The organism is Desulfomonile tiedjei DSM 6799 (assembly GCF_000266945.1).
Classification (GTDB): domain Bacteria; phylum Desulfobacterota; class Desulfomonilia; order Desulfomonilales; family Desulfomonilaceae; genus Desulfomonile; species Desulfomonile tiedjei.
On record NC_018025.1, the window covers coordinates 5,824,329 to 5,846,706 of the forward strand.

Below are 22,378 nucleotides of genomic sequence, written 5' to 3' on the forward strand. Positions count from 1 at the left end.
GAGCCGATTCAAGTCATTGTCGATCCAGTGCTTGTGTCAACCATTTGTGAATAGGATCCATGCGCTTATAATAGGAATAGCAGTAATCGAGCAACGATTCCGAAAAGAACTCACCGGGAATCTCGGACTGGAAAACTGCAAATAATCCATTATATAGCAGAAACTCCGAACTTCTTCCTTCTGTAGGGTAACCTCTGGGAAGCTTCTTGAAATGCCTGCCGCCTACAGAGATGCCCGATCCGGTCACCAGTTCCACTGCTTGAAGCAACTCTGGACCGAGTGCCTGGTCGATAACAGCTTCTCGATACGCTTCCATTTGCCTTTTTTGAAAACAATGCATTCCGGCGGCAAGCATTACAATTGGAGGCTCCAGGTGGAAATAATACCCCGAACACTCCATTTTCGGCCTGGTTCCCTCCCAGAAGAAGATTCCCAGATGAGTTTTGTACGGGGATTTATCCCGACTGAAGCGCGTGTCCCGGTAAGGTCGAAAGATCGACTTGTTTACGCGGGGATCGGCTATTATACGAGGTGAAATTTCTTTCAGACGAATTCCCAGAGCATAGACGAACCCTCGAGCGGGCTCCATGACGAAGTTCTCGTACTCGTTCTTATGAGAATCGAACCAAGCTTTACTATTATTGGCAGCCAACTCGGAATAAAAGCCAACGGCCTGCTTCGGAAACCCTCTGAAAGGGCTCATTCCTTCACTCCTTTTGTCACGCTTGCAAGACCGACAGGGAGATCACGCGAGTCTCGCAAGTTCCTGCATCATGCACTTGTCTTGGACCACCGTGACACCTGCTTTTCGGGCTTCTTCGGCGGCCTCGTCGTTCACCACACCCAGTTGCAGCCACAGGACCTTTGCTCCAACGGCAATCGCCTCCCTGACTACTTCGGGGACATGCTCGGAACGCCTGAAAACATCCACCACATCGATTTTCTCAGGTATGGAGGATAGATTCGGATAGCTCTTTTCGCCGAGCACTTCCTCAATACCGGGGTTTACCGGAATAATTTTGTAACCATGGCGCTGCAGGTACGCCGCCACTCTATAGCTGTCCTTTTCAGGATTCGAAGATAACCCGACGACAGCTATAACCTTGTGACTTCTCAATATCTCTTTTATCATGTTTTGGTCGATAATATCATGCATTTCTTCGTTTTTCTCCTCTTGAACTACTTATAGCTCAGTTTAAGCCGTAATTCTTGAACGGCCAAAAAAAAACCCCCAGCTTGAGTCATGGGGGCAGAGAAAATGGTTATGAGAGGCTTATATGTTGCACCGGGATCCTCTAAAGCGAGGCTCGTACCGAGGCACTCACAGTTAGAGCAATAATGGTGCCACGTCATTTCTCGGATACCGGTACATGAAAATTTAACACGTTATGAACATCCCCCGCGGGCTCAGCCCCTCGTTAATAGCATTCTTGCGCCTGTTTTTTGGACGAAAATCGCCCAACACCATAATAGTCTATTAAATTAATGGCTTGCAACTCTCTTGTTTGGGCGAGATTCGCCCGATAAATTGGGTTTGTCCAATTTACCGACAAGTAGCTAAATCCTTAGTCATAATCTGCCTATTGGAATCACTGTTCAAAAAAGATTTCTAAATTAGAAATAAGTTACTTTATGAGGCTCTTATGACCTTATTGAGAATGTCGCTCAGTTCACCTGCGTCGTATGGTTTGGCCACCACTCCCAGAAAACCGTATTTTCGAAAGTCAGCCATAACAGGATCGTCTGAGTATCCACTAGAAACCACCGCTTTCACCTGTGGATCTATCTCCAGCAATTTTTGAATGGTTTCTTTCCCGCCCATGCCTCCGGGTATTGTCAAATCCATCAAAACGCAATCGAACGGCGAACCGGATTCGCAGGCATTGCGGTATTTTTCTATGGTTTCATGACCGTCGGCAGCGAACATTACGTCGTATCCCAGCATGTCCAGCAATTCGCCTACAAAAGCCCTCAACATTTCTTCATCGTCCATGACGAGAATCCTGCCGTTTCCATATATCGGAGTCTCTCGTACCAGCTTCTTCTCGGATTCTCCTCTCATTGAGACCGGCAGATGAATGAAGAAGGTCGTTCCTCTTCCGATTTCAGATTCCACGGTAAGTAGCCCGTCATGATTTTTGAGGATGGAATAGGAAGTGGCGAGTCCCAATCCGCTGCCTCGTTTCTTGGTCGTAAAATAGGGATCGAAAATCTTCGTCAATATGTCCGAAGGTATCCCGTGACCTTCATCCCGCACGGATAGCTTTACGTACTTGCCTTCGGCCAAGGGACTGCCGATATCTTGATCCGGCCAGACGGTTGTGTTCTCGGCCTGTACTAGTATGGTTCCGCCGGACGGCATAGCCTGGCATGCATTAATGATCAAATTGTGCACTACCTGACTGATCTGACCTTCATCTATTTCGACAGGCCACAAAGATTTGGCGACGTCGAATACACACCGAACGTTTGAACCCCGCAAAGCAAACTTAACTGAATCTTTGAGCACGTCCGCAATTGAAGCCGTCTTTTTAACCGGAGCTCCGCCTTTGGCGAATGTCAGCAATTGTTGCGTAAGATCTTTTGCCCTGAGTGATGCTTTTTCTGCCTCATCCAGGCGCGGTATCACTTTTTCCTGATGATCGGCATACATTTTGGCCAGGCTGACGTTTCCAAGAATTGCCGTGAGAAGATTGTTAAAATCATGAGCAATGCCGCCTGCCAAAACGCCCAGAGATTCCAGTTTCTGTGCCTTGATCAGCTCTTCTTCGATCCTCTTGTTTTCGGTGACATCGCGCAGAACAAGGACCACTCCGATTATCTTATTCGTCTTATCGAGTATCGGCGTTCCATTAACATCAACAATTTTCTCTGTGCCTCCTTTAGAAATAAGTGTTATCTGGTCTCCCACCCCAAAGAGACCTCCGCTCTTGAGAATGTTAGCCACAACGGTCTCACCGGTTTCACGGGTCTCCGTCTTTATGAGATTGCACACCCCGGTAATAGGTCTGCCGATTGCTTCTTCCTGGGTCCATCCCGTCAATTCCTCCGCCGCGCGGTTCATGAGGATTACTTTGCCCCGCGTATCGGTGGTAATGACTCCGTCATTGATAGTCCGAAGAGTGACCCAGAGGCGTTCTTTTTCAGATGCAAGAGCTTCCTCTATTTGCTTGCGTTCTTCGATTTCCCGTTTCAATGCCTCTGTTCGCTCGGCGACGAGCTTTTCAAGCTCTTCGTTTACCATGACGAGTTTGGTCCGCATTTCACGGAGTATCCTGTTTTGTTCCACTGCGTCCTGGTACGTGGAGAGGAGGAGATTGAGTATCTGGTCTCGGGAAGACTTGATGAGATACTTCTTTGAACCGAGAAATATCTCCAACTCTTCTTCAGGTTTCGAGGGCGGCCGTTTGGCCATTGTCGTGAGGACGGATTCGATTCTGGAGAGGAGAGTTCGTCCGTCGTACGGCTTGCACACGTAGCAGTCGGCTCCGGACTCCAGACCGAGGAATACATCCTCGGGACTGGACAGAGACGTCAGGAGAATGATGGGGATATTTTGGATGCTCTTATGATCTTTTATCGCGCGACACATACGATAACCATCCATTTTCGGCATGATGATGTCGCTCACGATGAGAGTCGGTACGTGTTCCAGTGCCATGGCCAAACCTTCTTCCCCGTCATGAGCCACCAGGACACTGTACCTGTATTCCTCGAGCAGCCTCTTCAAGCGCTTCGCCTGCATGGCGCTATCTTCGACTATGAGGATTTCTCCGGTCTCCATAGTATTTAAATTGCCTCTCAGGGTTTCACTAAATACGTCAACTTTTAGAAGTACCATTCATACCCGAAGTCAACAGAAACACTTCGGATTATTCATTTCTCTAATCTGCATTTAAATACCGAACCAGAATATCACCTTACACCAGAAACAGTCTCAATACAAGAATAAGTCCGATAAACGCACAATATTCGATTTCTTGGAAGACATTTTGCCACAACAAAGAAGAGGAATGTACTTACATTGAGTGGAGACAAAACTCATGACTTTTGGCATGGAAGGCCGCAACTTGGATTGCATAAGCCGAAAAGGACGTTTATTCTGGATCGTGCACGTGCATTCTGACTAAGAAACATATCGATCGGATAACGGGAGATAGAATGCCTGATCAGACAAGGGATCAGCTTCTGACGCAACTCGAGAACATGCGCAGGCGCGTCGCGGAATTGGAAACCGCTCTCAAGAATTTGGCTTCGAGTTGCCAAGAAGCACTGAATCCTCCGCCTCAGAGACGTGAAAAGGGCAAGATCGTCGATTTCCGATGGTTCTCCGAAAGGGCCGCTCAGCTCAAGGCATATGAGTCCCACGATCTTTCAGACCTATCGATGGAAGATGTGGAACGCTTGCTCCGAGAGCTGCAAGTGTCACAGGTTGAAGTGAAAATGCAGAATGAAGAGCTTCGCCGCGTTCACGAACAGCTCATTGAGTCGCGCGACAAATATTCATCATTGTACGATGCTGCTCCTGTGGGCTATTTCACCTTGAACAAAGAAGGCTTTGTGCTGGAAGCCAATCTCACTGCCGCAATTCTTCTTGGAACCACCAAAGCAGGACTTGTGCACAAACCATTTTCGTCTTTTGTTTCCAAAGATTCATATAATGCATACTACTGGCACTTGGAACGTGTCTTCAGAACCCGGTCGAAACAGAGCTGCGAAATACCGCTGGTCAGAGTGGATGGATCTACATTTTACGCCAGATTTGAAAGTGTGGCCTCCCAAAATCCTGACATCACTCCGACGTACTGTCAGACTGTCATAAGCGACACCACCGATTTGAAAAAGGCTCAACAGGACCTTCTCGAATCTGAAGAGCTGCATCGAATAACTCTTTCCAGCATATCGGATACTGTTTTCATCAGTGATGATTCGGGTGGGTTCACCTACATATGTCCGAACGTTCATGTCATCTTCGGCTATACACAGGAAGAGGTGCAGGAATTCAAAAATGTCGCGCATGTTCTTGGGCCGAATCTGTTCGATCCTGCTCGATTGGACAGATGCGAGGAAATCCCCAATATCGAACGGACGGTCAAGGACAAAGCCGGTCGGGAGCATGTATTGCTGATTAATGTGAAACGAGTCTCCATAAAAGGAGGGACAACTCTTTTCAGTTGCAGAGACATTACCGAACGGAAGCACGCGGAACTTGCCCTGCAACAATCCCTGGAAAAAACGCAGAATGAAGGGAAAGTAATCTGATATCAATGCACTTTCAGGGCAGCAAGACTTGGCGACCGTCTCACAAGAAGGATCTCTCCGGTTCCGCCAAACATTTGATAATTGCGCTTTTTGTCTCTTTGTTCCTTGTGTCCTGCCTGGATAAGGGATCGTCGCAGGTGCATAAGTCATCCAGGCTTCTCATGGGGACGTTTGTGGAAGTCTCGGTCGTCGGAAACGATCAGGAGGCCAAAAAGGCCGCTTCGGAAGTATTTGACGAACTGAAGCGCATAGAAATGCTCACATCCTTTCACGGGGATTCCGAGCTGGCAAAAATCAACGCAAATGCCGGAAAAGGCCCTGTGAAAACCGATCCGGAACTCCTCAAGATCATCGATGAAGCACTGAGAGTAGCGCGTGAGACTCATGGAGCGTTCGATCCCACTGTGGGCCCTATTGCTAAATTGTGGGGATTCAGCGGCGAAGGGGAATCCCGGCTTCCGTCAGATTCCGAAATTCAAGAAACACTGCCGTTGGTTGGCTGGGACAAAGTAAAAATCGACCACGAAGCAGGAACCGTTGAACTGCCCCAGGCCGGCATGGCGCTTGACCTCGGAGCAATCGGCAAAGGATACGCACTGAACGGAACAGCCGAGCTTCTGGCAAAAGCGGGAATACGATCGGCTCTCGTGAATATCGGAGGGGACATCCTGGCCTTGGGAGAAAAGTCTCCCGGCAAGCCGTGGGTTATCGGTGTCGAAGATCCCCGCAACAGCCGGGCGATAGTTGCAGTCGTTTCGCTAAAGGATAAAATCATTATCACATCGGGTGATTACGAGCGTTTCTTTGAAAAGGACGGAAAGCGCTATCACCACATCCTGAATCCGAGAACAGGCTATCCGGCAGACAAGCTCCGGTCGGCAACCGTGGTGGGGCCGGTGGGAAGCACGCTTCAGCCCAGCGGTACAGCAGCTTTTGTTCTGGGAGTCGATCAGGGCAGGAAGTACATAGAATCACTCAAAGATGCATATGGGCTGCTCATCGACTCGGAAGGGAATAACCACTTCACGGCAGGGGCTGAAAGCATATTTCAGTTGAAATAAACAAACAAATCCGACACAGGAATCTGGAATACGGGCTGGTCAGGTATTAAATCAGAGGCGAAAAATGTACGTTTGAGGTACGATCAAGATGGAGCATTCCACCATGACCTTTGTAAGGGTTTCAAGAGAAAAACGATATCAAATTGATTTCCTGCTGATTTTGCCAGCACTACTCATCGCCATAGCGATTTTCATTTTTCCAACGAGGATTAGCGCTAACGATTCTACTGCTGCTCTTGGCGCGGGCGGGATTGAGTTGCAGAAGAGCGACGATATACGAATCCTCGAAGAAGTTTTGGAAATATCTCCTTACAATATTCGAGTAAAATACAGATTTTTGAATGAATCTGAACAGGATATTCATACCAAAGTGGCTTTTCCTCTGCCGTTGTATAATGGTGTTGCCCATTCAAATGTTTCAATTGCTGATCCCGGCGGGATTTTTTCAAGCTTTAAGGTTTCAGTAGATGGCAACCCGGTGGTATTAAAACGAGAACGTAAAGCCCTTTTGAAAAATAGAGATATTACTCGTAAATTACGTAAACTGGGTCTGTCCGATAAAGAAATATTCTTTGATGTTGCCGACAGAGAAAAAGGAGAACTGTGGAGCAAGCTGAAGGAATTATTACCCGAGATTGGTCAGTGGTGGGATATATCTTACACTGTTTATTGGGACATGAAATTTCCAACCGGAAAGGAAATCATTGTGGAGCACGAGTATGCACCCGCGGTCGGAGGAGGCTACAATGTAGTAACTGTGGGGACTATCGAAGGAAAATTCAATGAATTCCCCAAGAGTCAAGAAGAGAAAATGGATGAGCTCTGGAGATTTACTGGAACAGAGAACATAAAGAAGGAAGCCTGTATCGACGCGATTACGAAACGGGCGATCGAGAAGAAGGCAGATAGGGCTCTTGCGGTTCTTCCCCAAGAAAAATCCGGTATGTTGGCCTCTTATGATCGTGTTGAATACATACTCGGTACCGGTCGCAATTGGAAAGGCCCCATAGGTGAATTTACCTTAAGGCTGGTTAAACAGAAGCCGGAAGATTTCGTATCCTTGTGCTTTCCGGGCAAGCCTGAGAAGATCAGTTCTACGGTGTATGAATTCAAACAGAAGGACTTTGTGCCTCAAGACAAACTCACGGTGTATTTCTTCAAATTCAACTAGGAAATCCGGAATTGAACTCAAAAAGAGCAAGAAAAAAACTCCTTCTGAAATACAATTTACCTTTTTGTGTTCTGTGGAATGACTCTCTTGGCTGATTTTCAAACAGGCAGTACGTACGGCATATTGATCAGAGATTGTGTATTTAGCGGTTATCGAGAGTCTTGACGGAATCCAATGCCTGCAATGGGAAGAATCAGTAGCGCCGGCGTCCCTGCCGGCGAGAACTGATTGATTTGTTTGGTGAATTGTTCACCGGCACGGAGGCCGGTACTACTGATTGCTGGGAGCTGCTCTTCGCAATCCGTGATTTCTTTCGAGAATCGGTATGGGTGCGATTCCGCTAGGGTTTGTAGTACATCAGATCTCGCGCGTACGGCGCAGTCTGCTCCACCAGCTTGTCCATCTCCTCTTGCGTCATAGGCACGAAATTTTGTGCAAAAGTCACATTCTCCTCCAATTGGCGGAGAGTGTCGCATCCGATAACAGCGGTGCTAATGGGTTGCGAAAGCGCGTAGCGAAAGAACGGTTCCATTGAAGAGTACCATGGAAGCTGTTTGGCAAAACCACGAAAGTACACTTTCATGCCGATGACGGCGGTTCCGTTTTCCTGGGCACGAGGAATAACTTGCGAGATAAAGCTGTCGTACGTGGGTTCGGCTGGATTGACGGGAATCAACACCGTATCGAAATCGAACAAATCCATGCATTCCAGAAGCTGCTGCGGATCCTGGTGTCCCGTGAGACCCACGAATCGTACCATTCCCTTATTTCTTGCCGCTTCGAAGGCCTCGAGGGCTCCGTCCGTACCTAAAATCTCATCTACATCTTCATTCGAACGCACGTCGTGTATCTGCCATAAATCCAAGTAGTCCGTGCGCATATTCTTGAGAGTCTGTTCAAGATGAGCGAGAGCGCCATCTTTCTCTCTGGAATGAGACTTGCTCGTGAGAAAAATGTCCCTTCGTCTTTCCCTGAGCGCCTGTCCGTAATAGGATTCACTGCCCGAGTACGCACGCGCGGACTCAAAATAGTTGATACCCATATCGATGGCGGCATTGATTAAACTATATGCCTGTTTTTCAAAACCGTACGTTCTGAGTATCCCTTCACCACCAAGTCCCATTATGGTAACGTTTCTTCCGGTTTTCCCTAAAGGTCTTTGCTCAATTGACATGCTCGACTCCCCTCGTCACCTGATCCGTCAAGTGTAATTGACGGTACATATACCTGTCCACCAATATTCTTTATGCATGCTGCTTCTGTATATATTTCATATCGATTGTATTGAGAAGAAGTATTGCATGTAAAGAATGTCCCCCACTGTTTATTTCTTGGGAAAGAACGTCTCTCCGATCAGCCGACGAAACCCCACAATTCGTCAATGTGCGCTTTCCACTGCTGAATTGACGAGATCGCCCGTTTTGCTACAGCCTCCTTCCTCAATTTCTTGGGACATCCCTTGGGGGCAGGATCTATGATGCCAAAATTCACGTTCATCGGCTCAAATCGTTTTAAGGGGCAATTTCTCGTATGTTCGAGCAGGCCGCCTACAGCCGTGTCCGTCGGGGGAGTATCCGGTGCCAATCCTGCTCGAATCAAACCTGCCATGAGAGCAATTGCAAGACCCGAAGCGGTGGACTCAATGTATCCTTCCACCCCGGTGATCTGGCCGGCAAAAAACACGTGTGAAGCTGTTCTCGCCCTTGAGTAGGCATCCAGCAGCCTTGGTGCATCCAGATAGGTGTTCCGGTGAACCGATCCGAGTCTGATGAATTCGGCCTGCTCGAGACCCGGGATCATACGAAAAATTCTCTCTTGTTCGCCATAGGTCATTTTGGTTTGAAATCCCACAAGATTGTACATGCTTGCCTCTTTGTTTTCGGCCCTCAACTGCACGACAGCATATGGGCGTTCCCCTGTCCGGGGATCTTTCAATCCAACCGGTTTCATCGGACCGAATGCCAGAGTTTCCGGACCACGGGAAGCCAATACCTCAACAGGGAGGCAACCTTCAAAGTGGGGAATCTGTTCAAAAGGATAAGGATCGACTTTTCGTGCAGAGACAATCTCTTTCACAAACGCGCGATACAACGATTCATCCATAGGAGCATTCAAGTAATCTCCTTCGCTTTCGTCGTACCGGGAAGCCTTGAAAAGCTTGTCTCCATCCAGAGATTCCGCGCTCACAATAGGAGCAATGGCATCATAAAAAGAAAGCCCGTCAGCCCGCAGTAGGCGGCAGATATCACCAGCAAGCGCGTCCGACGTCAGGGGACCGGAAGCAATAATTGTAATGCCTTCCTCAGACCCCGGCACTCTTGTCACTTCCCTGTGTTCTATAGTCACGAGGGGATGTTCGGAGACCTTCTTGGTGATGAATTCCGCAAAGAGCCCCCTGTCCACAGCTAAAGCTTTTCCTGCAGGAACGCGGGCCCAATCCGCTGCCTGAATGATGAGGGAATCCAGAATCCGCAGTTCCTCTTTCAATAAACCGGGCGCTGTGTGGATTTCCGCGGATCTCAGGGAATTCGAACAGACGAGTTCTCCGAACAGGGGGGAACTGTGCGCGGGGGAATACTGTATCGGCTTCATTTCCAGGATGCGCACCGGCACCCCCCTGATTGCCAATTGCCATGCTGCCTCGGATCCTGCCAGTCCACCGCCGATTATCGTGATCGTCATGATATTATTCCGAAAAAAGGTCGAAATATTGTGTCCCGATTGCCAGGATACGGAGTAATGATACTCCCTTGCAGCCGAGATTTGAAGCAAGCGCGCGTGGAGGGAGATTCGGCAGCGCCGATTTGCGAAAAAGAATTTTGGCTTGTAATGTTAATACGTTGACAAGAATGTCTCCAGTCTTATGAAGTTAATAATCGTTTTTGAGAATAACAATGCATAATAAAAATGAATTTTTTGCTTGACAAAATTATGTAATTACGTAATTGAACAAAAACAGATAGTTTGAAGCGGAGGAAGGGTATGTTGAGAAGTTATACCTTTACCATCCTATTATTCCACTCATTTTTTTGAAATTCGAAAGAAGAGCGAAGTCCTGATTCGTGTGTGCTGACAGGTTGTCACTCGTGGATGCATCGCGAGATAAGGCTTCGGTCATCATGAGCGCGTACTGACCGTTCGAGAATCGCTCGATTTGGGTCGATTTCTTGACCTCCCAGCGGGAATTGGCTCGGTTGCGCATTTTTTGCGGTTGTATCTCGGAAGGAGAGGGGGGCTGAAAACCCCTATCCTCAGGGATGGGTACGCGCTTTCCGGGGTGGAACTTAAAGTGTCGCTTTTAGATTTTTGTTCTTAAATGCGGTTATTAGTTTTGAATTATAGATAATTGTTCATTTAAATTGATAAAATACTTTAGAAAATAATTGTAAGCAATGTTTTTTGAAAGATATGTACGGTTTTTGAAAGCTTATTCTAGCAAAAAGCCAAAAACCGATGGTTATTTTTGTCTTTTTTCCTTGACAGTCTTTCGAAAAAAATATTTAAGCATTGCCAGTTAGTTCGAGCTGGGAGGAAGGGTCCAATGAGAAGTTGTACCTTTAGGTTACTGGTATGCTTTGCGTTTCTTGTCGCTACATTTGGCGTTGCATCTGCCAAGTCACAAGACTTTATCCACGTAAATATTCTACCGCCGGAGAATCCCGCCGGTTCGGCTCTCCTGGGATCACATACTCTGAATGGCATATCTCAGGACGGGGCTGTTTACCGACAGGCAAGTGCGTCCTTCTACGGACCCGCATTTGCTCCACCATCCCGGGGAAAGCCTGTTACAAAGTGCAAAGTACCCGTATGTGCTCCGCCTCCTTGCGCTCCAGTATGCAAAACCTGTTGTGTATTACCGCTGCGCATGCCCGGTCAGTTTGAATTGTCTACTCAGGTTTTCTTCCCTCATGTCCGGGGTACCTTCCAGTGGCCGGGAACGGTGCTTGGAGTGCCGGCTTCTGAAGTAGCATTCTCCGATGTAGGTATTCCTTCGCACGCTACGCTTCTGGAGTATTCAGCCAAATATCAGATTGCTCCAAGGTGGGCGCTGTACTACTCAATTATGCCCATTGAACTATCCGGCACCAAGGTCGCCGAAAAGTCTTTCTGGTTCGGTCAGTGGTTTTATCCCATCGGTACACAGGTCCACGGGAAATGGCAGTTCACCTATCAGCGTGTCGGTTTAATGTTCCAACCGATTCTCAATCCGGCTGCAGCGGTATCCCTCTATGCGGGATGGACGTTTAACGAGCAGCGCGTGTCAATTAAAAGCTCCGTATGTTCGGGAAGAGGGAGTACGATAGACCGCACCAGAAACATGGTCAATTCGGGTATCGAAATCCAGAGATGTTTACGCACGCTTCCCAATGGTTCCACATTCGCCTGTGACAACAAGGCTGAGGTAATCTGGTTGGATGGAGCGTTTGGCTACGATATTCAAGCGGGAATGCGGTTCAGCGTTCCCCTGGGATATGGTCGATGGGGATATGCCAAGGGCGGTTATCGGCTCTTGAATCTCAACGAAGATCGTGACGATCTCCGGCTTGACTCCTCGTTTGAAGGCGGCTTCGTGGAAGGTGGCATCATCTTTTAGCACCCACGGTTTGAATGGCGCCGGAACTGAATGTCCAATCATAGGGGCTTTGATACCCGCCTTGATTGAATGTCCCCTCTCAAGGCTATCACCGGGACAAAGCTTCCCTCTCCGGCGCCATTCCTTCTCTACCTCAGGTCCACAAAAACGAAAAGCCCGAAAACGGCTGAATCAGCCGCCCCTTTCAGGGCTTTTCTTTAAATCGAAAGGGTATGTTGAGAAGTAGGTCCCTCCTATCATATTTTTCCACATCTGAGAAACATTTTTTTCAACACTTTCCGCTTGGTTTTCCACCAAGAGGGGAAATTTCATCTTAAAACCCGTAAGTTGCCTGCAACTCGTGACAGGCAACTTCGGTTCTTCTTCATCTATTCCCGATCGCATATCTACGGTCATCTCAACAAACTTGACAATGACCGATTTCTCGTTTACATTGAGTCTCGGCCTTAACTTGTTTTACTCCAGTCGACTTCGCGTCAGCGATCACGGGCGTATGCATGATTAAGATCCTAGGATATAGGTGCCCGTGCGAGGACGTCCAACCATCATGGTCAGACCTATCCCGACACAAAGAGCCCTAATTCTCAAATGTAAACGCACTCCCGCCTAGACGTGTGACGTGCCCTCTCTAAGGAGCTGAAATGAGCATCAAAATTTATGTTGGAAACCTGTCCTTTAATACGAGCGAGAACGAACTCCAGGGTTTCTTTGAGCCGTACGGAGCAGTGGATTCCACAAAGATCATTGTGGACCAGTTCACAAACCGATCCCGAGGATTCGGATTTGTTGAAATGTCCAATCGTGAAGAAGGTCTTCGCGCCATCCAGGAACTTGATTCCAAAGAACTTGGCGGTCGCAGCCTCAAGGTGAATGAAGCCCGTCCCAAGACCGACTCAGGCAATGGACGTCGTGGCGGCGGCGGTGGCGGAGGACGATCCCGCTGGTAACCTTGAGGGTGTAGCCTCACCCTAAATATATGGGGCCGAAGTCTGCTTGCGGACTTCGGCCCTTTTCATTATGGTTGTATTCGCAAGGAGACGTTTCTTTGGGAGAAATTTATAGGCATGCCCTATGTTTGCATCCGTATTATCGGGATAGCCAGTCCGGTTCGTTGGGCCTTGCCGTCTTTCCTCCCACGGGTCTCGAGTATATCGCTTCCGCACTTCAGCCTCATGTAGAAAAAGTCACCCTGTTGGATCTTCGTCTGCCCGGTCCTCTGAGAGATCCTAAGAAACTGCAAGCATTCATCCGGCAGGAGATCGATCTGCTCTGCATAAGCATCAATTGGGAATACCAGTTTCACGAGGTATGCGATCTGGTCAATTCTCTTCCCGCGGAAATTTTCACCGTTGTGGGCGGAAAACAGGCTACCGACTGCCTGGAAGACGTATTTAAAGCGTGCAAGGGAATTGATGTCCTGGTCCGCGGTGAAGGGGAAGAAGTCATCGCCGAAATCGCTTCAGGGGCGGATATCGCCACGATTCCGGGACTTTCTTATCGAAATGGTTCGGATATCGTTCACAATCCCAATAGAGCACTTGCAAACGTCGATGATTACCAGTTTCCCGATCGTTCATTGAGGCAACAGAAATATCACTTCAATATGGGGGGCTTTGCACTACGGGGCGAAGAATTCGATATCATCCTCACTTCCCGCGGCTGTCCCAGGAACTGCAAATTCTGCACGTTCACCATGAATCCGTGGGGTCAAAAGAGACCGTATTCGGTGCGTTCCATAGATTCGGTTATCGAGGAATTGCGACAGGTTTCGGCAGGTATCATTCTTGTTGCTGACGAGGATTTTTTCGTAAATCCGGCAAGGGCCAAGAAGATTTGTGAAAGAATTGCGGAAGAGGGGATAAAGAAGCGATTTCTCGTTCAGGCGAGAATCGAAATCTACAAACACCCCGATGTTCTCGAAGCCGCGGCAAAGGCGGGCATCAAGATCTTTCTCCTGGGCATTGAATCGCCGACCGACCGGATTCTCGATCAACTGAACAAAGGCTTTGATACGGCCACAGTGAGAAAAGCTTTTGAGGTGTTCCGGCAATTTCCTTTCTACTACCACGGTTATTTCATCTATGGGAATGTGACGGAAACAGACGATGAAATGATGCAAATTCCGGTCTTTGCCAAGGAACTGGGTCTCGATTCGATCAGCTACCAGAAATTACGCATAGAAAAGTACTCTCCTCTTAAGGAATTGGTTGAAACTACACCGGGTTATTTCATCGGAGACGACCACATCGTGTATCGTGAAGGAATAGGTCGCAAAGGACTCAAACGTATTGCTGCCCGAATTACCCGCACATTCTATACGCCGGCTCAGTTGACACGAATTACGCGAAAGCTTTTCGGGACTGGGTTGTTTGTGCCAAGGAACATTGCTCCGTTACTCCTCGCAGGACCCATCGTGCTCGGGAATTCCGTAGCTCGACTCGTGAACAAGAAAATGCGTCGGTTCCGGGTATGGCGCGATCTCGTCCCTGAATAGCATAAAGGGGGGTATTGCATATCTGCAGAATACTCCCGCAATTTCCATCCAAGAAAAACATATCTCATACCCATTCGCTTTTCTTTTCATAATCCGGGAGGCTGAGGTATCCTTCGCTCCGGACGACGCGAGGCCGTCTAATCACTCCGCTCAGAACACCTCAGCCTTCGCCATCTTATATGCATAATTGCGAAATGGTATCATACGGACTCGCGATCGAGATAGTTCTCATTGAGGCGACAGCACAGACCTGCGGTCCATACTGTTATACCGATTCTCGTAAGTAATCACGGATTGTGAAGAGGAACTCCCAGCAATTGGTAGCACCGGCCTCCGTGCCGGTGAACAATTCACCAAACAAATCAACTAGTTCTCACCGCAGGGACGCCGGCGCTACTGATTCTTCCCATTGCAGGTATTGGATTCCGTCAAGACTTTCGATAGCCGCTATAGCATCTTGCAAAATCATATCAGAACACAGACATACTCGATCGACAATACAAATGTAACTTGCTTCCCTAAGATAAATAGTTATACCGTCTTTGTTGTTCGGAGAAATATCATTGGAAATGTTTTTGACAGGTTGCATACTGAACGGACTAGTATTCTAAATGGGCCAGGAGTATGTTGAGCCTATATGATGATCGAAGAAGTGAGATTTTGGGTTTTTTCTATTGAGAGCGATTCTCAGAATCTGTCTTTAGCCTATGAATATGTGTTCATTCCCACGAGGCAATGTGTCTCCTGGCATGCATTGAATGGAGGTTGGCGGAATGCAAAAGAGCATCGCGTTATCTAAATCTGTTCTTCCCGTCTGTGTTGCAGCAATCTTTGCTCTTACGGCTATCTTTCCGGTCTCGGGTTTAACTGCGGATAACACCATAACCAGGGGGTCTACCTCCGGACAGACGACCGCGAAGGGGTACGATCATCCCAATCAGTTTATCCACATGAGGCCTGCAAAAATAGCTGAAAACATGGAACCTGTGATGCAGCATCCCGACCAGGACAAAGAAGCCCGGGAGAAATTGGCCGCACTCGAGAAGAAATTCGGAAAGAAACCGAATATTCTCATTTTTATCATGGATGATGTCGGATGGATGGACCCGGGGTTCAACGGTGGCGGAGAGAGCGTGGGAAATCCCACGCCGACAATGGATCGGCTGGCACGAGACGGATTGGTTCTCACTTCAGCTTATTCCACGCCCAGTTGTACGCCTACCCGTGCCACGATTCATACCGGTCAGAATCCGCTTCATCACGGCCTCACTCGTCCCCCGATGTACGGGGAACCCGGCGGACTTGATGGCGCAGTCACAGTCGCTTCTGTCCTGCAGAAGCTTGGGTACGTCACACAGGGAGTAGGAAAATGGCACATGGGTGAGAATGAGGCCTCTCTCCCTCATAATGTGGGATACGACAACTATTATGGATTTCTCGGCGTGTCCGACATGTACACCGAATGGAGAGACACGTATTTCAACCCTGAAATAGCATTGAGTCCGGGGCGCTTCGCTCTCATGCAAAAGCTCCCCTTCAACCACAACAATGTGCGATGCGTAAAAGGAGCAAAATCTTGCGAGAACCTGTACGAAATCGATCTCACGACCATAAAGGATCTCGACCAGGACTGGGCAGCCTACAGTGAAAAGTTCATTCGGGACATGAAAGACAACACTAAGCCCTGGTTTTTGTACCATGCCACCCGAGGGTGTCATTTCGATAATTATCTGAATGATAAGTACGCAGGGAAATCTCCTGCCCGAACCGTGTACTCGGATTGTATGGTCGAGATGGACGATATTCTTGCCAGACTGGTAAAGACACTCGAAGAAACGGGCCAGCTTGAAAATACACTCATCCTTCTGACATCCGACAACGGCCCGGAATGTGAAATTCCGCCGCATGGAAGAACTCCGTTTCGCGGCTGCAAAGGTTCGAATTGGGAAGGGGGCGTGCGGGTACCAACCTTTGTGTACTGGAAAGGAATGGTTAAACCGAGACGATCCGACGGTCTTTTCGATCTGGCAGACCTTTTCAACACGTGTATTTCGCTGGCCGGCTCACCGGGGGCTGAAGTGGCGAAGTTCGTACCTGCAGATCGCTATGTGGACGGAATCGACCAGGCCTCTTTCCTGATCGGCGATCAGGGGCAATCGAACCGTCGAAGCATCATATATACCCTTAATCAATTCGTTGCGGGAGTGCGGGTGGATGAATTCAAAGGCCATCAAACCGTGGAACTCGAACGCGCGATTTACCCCAGGGGGTACACAGGAGGGTTCAGCGGCGCAATCATACCGTTGACCGGAGGAGCCACTGTTACGAATCTCTACACTGATCCGCAGGAAGACGTGAGCGAGGGGATTCGTCACATACCCATTGGCATTCTAATGAGTCAAGAGGGCAACAGGTATGCAGAAGTACTGAAGAAATTTCCGCCCAAAATAATAATCAAGTTCGGAACAAATTAATACTGATTCGCTTTTCTTTTCATAATCCGGGAGGCTGAGGTATCCTTCGCTCCGGACGACGCAAAGCCGTCTAATTACTCCGCTCAGGACACCCCAGCCTTCGCTATCTTATGAACATCACTGAGAAATCCTGTGGCTCTCCATCTCAACTAAAGACATGGTCCACTTACAAAAGGCTTCCTGTATTTCCTTGCGCGCCGTTATTCCTCCTCAGAGCCGTTGTAGACCTCTCCGGAGCATCCCCTGAATCTTCGCTGATATTCGTTCGGTCTCAAACCGGTAAGCCTGATAAATAGTTTTCTGAAAAATGGAATGTCTTCGTACCCAACTTGATAGGTGATTTCGCTGAAAGTCTGGGTACCTTCCTCCAACAAACTTTTGGCTCTTTCCACTCGCAATTTCTGCAAATAACCCAATGGAGTCACTCCAAGTGACTGCCTGAAGCGCCGCTCCATGGATCGACGGCTCATGCGAAGTTCCCGGGCCAGCCGCTCGTAATCGATGTTCTCAGATGAATGCTGTTGCAGCCAGTCCTGGGCTCTCACAACCAAAGGATCGCCGTGATCTTTCGGAAAGAAGAAATGCTCGTACGGAGCCTGCGATACTCTACCCATATCCAGAATCATGGTTTTGGCGGACTGTACAGCCGCTTGTCGACCGCAGAATTTTTCCACCAGGTACAGAGAAAGGTCCAGACCTGCGCTTACCCCAGCCGAACAATAGAGACGTCCGTGATCGAGATACATTTTGTCCTGTTCCAGTTTCACCTGCGGATATCTTTTGCGGAACAAGTCGGCAAACCCCCAGTGAAGAGTGGCAGATTTGCCGTCGAGCAGTCCGGTTTCGGACAACAGAAAGACACCTGTGCAAATACTGGCTACATGTGCCCCTCGATGGTAGTGATCGCGTATCCAGGGTACTAGTTCCGGATTCTTTTCAAGAATTCTGTCGATGTAGGTAGCCGAGGAGATGACAATCAGATCGGTTTGGTGAACATCCGTAATGCTGCAATGAGGTTGGATAGACACGTTATTCACCGATCTAATGGGTAGTCCGTCCGCCGAGGCGATTATCACGTCAAAGAACGGAGTCTGCGGAGATTTCGTCACTCGATTCCACAATCGTCCCGCCTGGTTGAAAATATCCATAGGTCCGAAAATGGTTGTTGCCATAGTGTTGTAAGGCGCAAGAATAGTGACTTTCTTCATCGGTTTCTCCGGAAATGCAGAGAATGGCGATATCACCCACTAATATGACGATTATGCCACTTTCCTTCCGAACTGCAACAGGTATGATCGAAAGAGATACGCCCCGGAGAAGTAAGTATTTCAACCAAAGGAGAAAAGAGCATGACCGATGAAGAAATCAAGGAGTCCATAGCTCCCTGCGGCCTCTGTTGCGAGACGTGTTTTGCACATGTGGACGGGGATATACGTACATTGAGCCTCAAACTCAAAGAGAAATTGGGAAATTTCCACCTCAACGCCAAACGATTCGAGACGCTTCTGGAAAACCCAATTTTCAGCAAGTATCCTGATTTCAAAGAGATGCTTGACTATTTTGCCGCGGAAAACTGCAGGGGATGTCGCAATGAACAATGCAAGTTATTTAGGAATTGTGGAATACGCAAGTGTCACCAGGAAAAGCAGATAGATTTTTGCTATCAATGTGACCGGTTTCCCTGTGAGAAAACGAATTTCGATCCGGGCCTGCATAAAGCCTGGGTAATCATAAATGAAAAGATCAGGACAATCGGTATAGAACCCTATTGCCAAGGTGCCAGGACCCGATGCAGATATCCATGAGTCTGACACGGTTGCAAAGTTTATCTCGGCCGGAAGGAATGCCCCCCACTCACATCGGTTGGATGCGCGCTTCGGCAATAAGCCGTCCCAAACGCAGTCGATCCGGGCTCAAAGAGACCCGGATCGACCAAGAATCGTGCTCGCCTGTTGCTCAAATTATAGCTCAGAAAATGTTCCCGTCAACCATATTGCGCCCGATAATTGTGGACGTTTCGATCTCGACTCCAGGGAACAACCCTTCCCCCAGATGGTCGATGCCCCATACGAATTCGCAAAATTAATCTCGATCGAGAATAGGAGTATTGGTGGGTGTCGGCCTCCGTGCCGGCACATCTTCAATATGATCAATAATATCGACGGAATGGACTGTTAAGGACGCCGCTCCCGCTAATAGCAAGTATTCGAGCGTAGGATAAGCGTCAGAATTTTCAGCAATCGCTCTATGGTCTTTTACAAAAAAAAATGCCCGTTCGGAAACGGGCCAAAGGAAGGATTAGGTTTGGTTTGTCGCTGGCCGTGAAAAAACCATTTTTTTAGATGGTTGTCAAGTTTTTTTAAATAATCTTGTTAAAAAATATGAAGCACAATGACGGCTTTTGCGATAAGTAACTGAAAACACGTAAATGAGGCAATAGTAAAACACATCGTTTGACCTCGTTTACTCCCCCCGATTTCGTTGCTGGCGGCGACATTAAGAAGATGTGTGTTCTATGTACGAAATTATGCGCTCGACGGTTTCCAGGTCTGCGCGAAACGGGTTTTCCACGGCTTCCGGAAGGCTCAAGCAGTGCGTATCAGCGAATGGGGTTCCCTGGACCTTCAGATTGTACGCGCTCACCATGAGGAATTCGAGGTTTACCGCATCGAGCACATTGTATGCGAGGAGGGTTTCGAGAGCCTTGTCGTTTTTGTTCTCTCGGAAATCTCTCCAGAGGAGCACGGCAAAATAGCCGTTTACTCCATCAAGTTCTCTGCGGTCGATCCCGAATTTTTTCTCGCATCCCTTGAGCCCACCGGTATAGCCGAGGCTCTTCAAGAGAAATCTCAGGTCGATATGGACGTGATTCATGGGAACATGGAGATACTGTTCTATGAATGGCACGTCGAAACAAACGCCATTGTACGTCACCAGCACCTTATACTGAGATATATCTTGACGAAATTGCTCCAGGTTCTCACCTGTTACATAATATCTGACGATCTTGCCGTCGAATAACGCGATGGTGGTCACGCGCGCGCGATGACCGGCCAAACCGTTGGTCTCAATATCCAGGTACGCTGTGGAATCGCGAAATTCAGGAAAGATTCGCCACAAACAGTCGGAAGGGAGATGATCGCCGAAATAACCGGGATCTCTTTGCTCCATGTACTGGAGAGATTCCTCCATCCGACTTTGCAGAAAAGGATATCGTCGTTGCACGTCCGATGGGGCGGATAGTGCATCTTCCCAGCGCAAAAGTCCCTGAGACCAAAGTTTGGCTTCTGATTTCAGCCCAATTCCCGGCACATGACAAAAGGTATTAAGGAGCATCCGGTTTCCATATCCGCAATGATCTATTGTCCTGCAATGCTGCAGCCGATGCGGGATTCATTGCATATCTGGTCATTTGAAGCATTTCTACAATTCATACCATAATTTTGCCGATTTGTATGGCAGTACGGTTCAAACCTTTTTTAGATAGTCTTGAAAAAAGCCTTCCCCGAAAACCGTTTTCGGAGGATAAACAAAGGAATCCTCATGAGCGCCAGGAATTTGTCATCAGACTGAATCCAAAAAATTCGTGAGATTCGTGGAATAACGATCGATAAACAGGTGAAGAACCAAAGGTTTGATACCGCGTCTCGTAAGCTGGAGGAAACCGGATGATTTGCCGGGAAAAATCGGATGGAGGGGCATGCGACCGGCCGCTGTTTGTGCTGAAGTATAGAAAACTGCACGTTTTCTTGAGAATGATCGTTTTCACTTTGAGATAGGAGTATTGGTGGGTGTCGGCCTCCGTGCCGACACATCTTCAATATGATCAATGATATCGATAGAATGGACCGATAGAGACGCCGATCCCCACTAATAGCTTTTATTCGAGCGTAGGATGAGCGTCAGAATTTTTGGCAATTGTTATAATTTGACCCGATAACCGACGACGAGTCCCCGCCCGAAGCTGTAAGGCACCAGCCACAATCCACGGCCAGCCCATTATCGGCTATTCCGTCGTAAGATTGACTTGGCGTCCCGGGGTTTGGAGGGACTTTCTCTACAAAGAGGTCCCCCCAATATTCCTTGTCAATAATGGTATTATTCGCCGCGTTTGGAGGTTTTTGTCTCCCACACCGGCTGACCGCTCGATGAGATCTCTTTTTTCCAGTTGGATTCGACCATATCGTACACTTTGTCGGGGATAGGTACATAATGCAGACTGATAGCTTGTTGAGCCCCATTTTTGAAGCACCAGTCGAAGAACTTCAAGAGAGCTTTTGCCTTCTGTGCATCGGCTTGATCTTTGTGAACCAGAATGTATGAAGCGCCGGTAATGGGCCAACTCTTTTCCCCAGGCTGGTTGACCAGGACCATGTAGAAACCCGCGGCATTCTTCCAATCAGCGTTTGCACAGCTCGACTGGAAAGCTTCAATCGTCGGCGATATGAATCTGCCGGTGCTGTTCTGCAGAAGCGCGTATTTCAACCTCTGCTTCAATGCATATGCGAACTCGACATATCCTATCGATCCGGAAGTTTTCGCAACCAATGAGGAAACACCTTCATTGCCTTTGGCACCCAATCCGGTCGGCCAGGAAACAGTTTTTCCAGAGCCGATTTTCGATTTCCATTCTTCTGATACTTCAGTGAGATACGTCGTAAAAATCCAGGTTGTTCCCGATCCATCGGCTCTGTGGACGACCGTGATCTCCTCATCCGGCAATTTCAGGTCCGGGTTTACTGCAAGGATTCTTCGATCGTTCCAGCTTTTGATTTTTCCAAGATAAATGTCTGAAATGAGTTCGGGAGTCAGCCTGAGTTTTCCTCTGCGGACGCCTTCTATATTCACTACGGGGACGACTCCGCCCATGATCATGGGAAATTGTATGAGTCCTTCCTTGTCCAATTCCGCTGCTTTCATCGGTTCGTCGGATGCGCCGAAATCAACAGATTTCGCCTTGATTTGAGCTATTCCGCCTCCAGATCCGATAGACTGGTAGTTGATTTTCAGTCCCGAAATCTGGCTGTAGCTGTTACCCCATTTGGAATAAACCGGGTAAGGGAAAGAAGCGCCGGCGCCGCTCACCGATTCGACTTCAGCGGCGAAAACCCTGGGCACGGCTGTCATAGACAGAGCAAGACATGCCATGAATGCCAGAGCGATAGCAGCAGTCATTGCCCATGATGCCCTTTTGCCACGTGCGGTCACATACATGAATTTCTCCATACGTGTCCTCCTTTTTTGAATGGACCTAGAAATAATTTCGGGGGGAAATGCCTCTTCTACACCAAAAGAAAACCCCGGACTGAAGCGAACCAGGGA

General features: G+C 48.3%; 16 protein-coding genes. 8 read left to right on the forward strand and 8 right to left on the reverse strand.

The window, feature by feature from the left end; translation table 11 throughout:
- Positions 1-13 precede the first annotated feature (13 nt).
- From DESTI_RS25020 to DESTI_RS25030, 3 genes are all read right to left on the reverse strand, one after another.
- Entirely contained in the window at positions 14-703 is a 690-nt protein-coding gene (locus tag DESTI_RS25020; protein WP_014812758.1) for a DUF2461 domain-containing protein, read from the reverse strand.
- Positions 704-745: 42 nt separating this feature from the next.
- Positions 746-1,156 (reverse strand): CoA-binding protein, encoded by a 411-nt coding sequence (locus DESTI_RS25025; RefSeq protein WP_014812759.1) that lies wholly within the window; start codon positions 1,154-1,156, stop codon positions 746-748.
- A gap of 474 nt (positions 1,157-1,630) precedes the next feature.
- Positions 1,631-3,841 carry a response regulator gene (locus DESTI_RS25030; protein WP_014812760.1) on the reverse strand — a complete coding sequence of 737 codons (2,211 nt, stop codon included), beginning with the start codon at positions 3,839-3,841 and terminating at the stop codon, positions 1,631-1,633.
- Positions 3,842-4,161: 320 nt separating this feature from the next.
- On the opposite strand from DESTI_RS25030, the gene DESTI_RS25035 reads away from it, so the two are divergent.
- The 3 genes from DESTI_RS25035 (at position 4,162) to DESTI_RS25045 (ending at position 7,494) form a co-directional block, all read left to right on the forward strand.
- Positions 4,162-5,262 carry a PAS domain-containing protein gene (locus DESTI_RS25035; protein WP_014812761.1) on the forward strand — a complete coding sequence of 367 codons (1,101 nt, stop codon included), beginning with the start codon at positions 4,162-4,164 and terminating at the stop codon, positions 5,260-5,262.
- Positions 5,263-5,267: 5 nt separating this feature from the next.
- Positions 5,268-6,323 carry an FAD:protein FMN transferase gene (locus DESTI_RS25040; RefSeq protein ID WP_014812762.1) on the forward strand — a complete coding sequence of 352 codons (1,056 nt, stop codon included), beginning with the start codon at positions 5,268-5,270 and terminating at the stop codon, positions 6,321-6,323.
- Positions 6,324-6,411: 88 nt separating this feature from the next.
- Positions 6,412-7,494, forward strand: a complete 1,083-nt coding sequence (locus DESTI_RS25045; protein ID WP_041286477.1) for a DUF4424 domain-containing protein — start codon at positions 6,412-6,414, stop codon at positions 7,492-7,494.
- A 340-nt stretch (positions 7,495-7,834) separates the two neighbouring features.
- Here the strand turns inward: DESTI_RS25045 and DESTI_RS25050 are convergent, their stop codons facing one another.
- Both DESTI_RS25050 and trmFO read right to left on the reverse strand, forming a co-directional pair.
- Positions 7,835-8,668 (reverse strand): aldo/keto reductase, encoded by an 834-nt coding sequence (locus DESTI_RS25050; protein WP_014812764.1) that lies wholly within the window; start codon positions 8,666-8,668, stop codon positions 7,835-7,837.
- 179 nt (positions 8,669-8,847) lie between these two features.
- Positions 8,848-10,176 (reverse strand): methylenetetrahydrofolate--tRNA-(uracil(54)-C(5))-methyltransferase (FADH(2)-oxidizing) TrmFO, encoded by a 1,329-nt coding sequence (gene trmFO, locus DESTI_RS25055; protein WP_014812765.1) that lies wholly within the window; start codon positions 10,174-10,176, stop codon positions 8,848-8,850.
- Between the two features lie 859 nt (positions 10,177-11,035).
- Between trmFO and DESTI_RS25065 the strand changes: the two genes are divergently transcribed.
- From DESTI_RS25065 to DESTI_RS25085, 4 genes are all read left to right on the forward strand, one after another.
- The gene (locus DESTI_RS25065; protein WP_014812766.1) at positions 11,036-12,088 is read left to right on the forward strand and encodes a porin family protein; all 1,053 of its coding nucleotides are present in this window, start codon (positions 11,036-11,038) and stop codon (positions 12,086-12,088) included.
- 641 nt (positions 12,089-12,729) lie between these two features.
- Positions 12,730-13,035, forward strand: a complete 306-nt coding sequence (gene rbp / locus DESTI_RS25075; protein WP_014812767.1) for an RNA-binding regulator — start codon at positions 12,730-12,732, stop codon at positions 13,033-13,035.
- A gap of 98 nt (positions 13,036-13,133) precedes the next feature.
- Entirely contained in the window at positions 13,134-14,582 is a 1,449-nt protein-coding gene (locus DESTI_RS25080; protein WP_014812768.1) for a B12-binding domain-containing radical SAM protein, read from the forward strand.
- Between the two features lie 773 nt (positions 14,583-15,355).
- A complete protein-coding gene (locus DESTI_RS25085) occupies positions 15,356-17,056 on the forward strand; it encodes a sulfatase-like hydrolase/transferase (RefSeq protein WP_014812770.1) in 1,701 nt (566 codons plus the stop codon).
- 200 nt (positions 17,057-17,256) lie between these two features.
- Here DESTI_RS25085 and DESTI_RS25090 read toward each other — a convergent pair whose 3' ends face one another.
- A complete protein-coding gene (locus tag DESTI_RS25090; RefSeq protein WP_014812771.1) occupies positions 17,257-18,264 on the reverse strand; it encodes a GlxA family transcriptional regulator in 1,008 nt (335 codons plus the stop codon).
- Positions 18,265-18,405: 141 nt separating this feature from the next.
- Here DESTI_RS25090 and DESTI_RS25095 point away from each other — a divergent pair, with 141 nt between their 5' ends.
- Positions 18,406-18,861, forward strand: coding sequence for a DUF3795 domain-containing protein (locus tag DESTI_RS25095; RefSeq protein WP_014812772.1), 456 nt, complete (start codon positions 18,406-18,408; stop codon positions 18,859-18,861).
- Positions 18,862-19,552: 691 nt separating this feature from the next.
- On the opposite strand, the gene DESTI_RS25100 is transcribed toward DESTI_RS25095, so the two are convergent.
- A complete protein-coding gene (locus tag DESTI_RS25100; protein WP_014812773.1) occupies positions 19,553-20,392 on the reverse strand; it encodes a ribonuclease H-like domain-containing protein in 840 nt (279 codons plus the stop codon).
- A 762-nt stretch (positions 20,393-21,154) separates the two neighbouring features.
- Positions 21,155-22,282, reverse strand: a complete 1,128-nt coding sequence (gene pstS, locus DESTI_RS25105) for a phosphate ABC transporter substrate-binding protein PstS (RefSeq protein ID WP_014812775.1) — start codon at positions 22,280-22,282, stop codon at positions 21,155-21,157.
- Between the last annotated feature and the right edge of the window lie 96 nt (positions 22,283-22,378).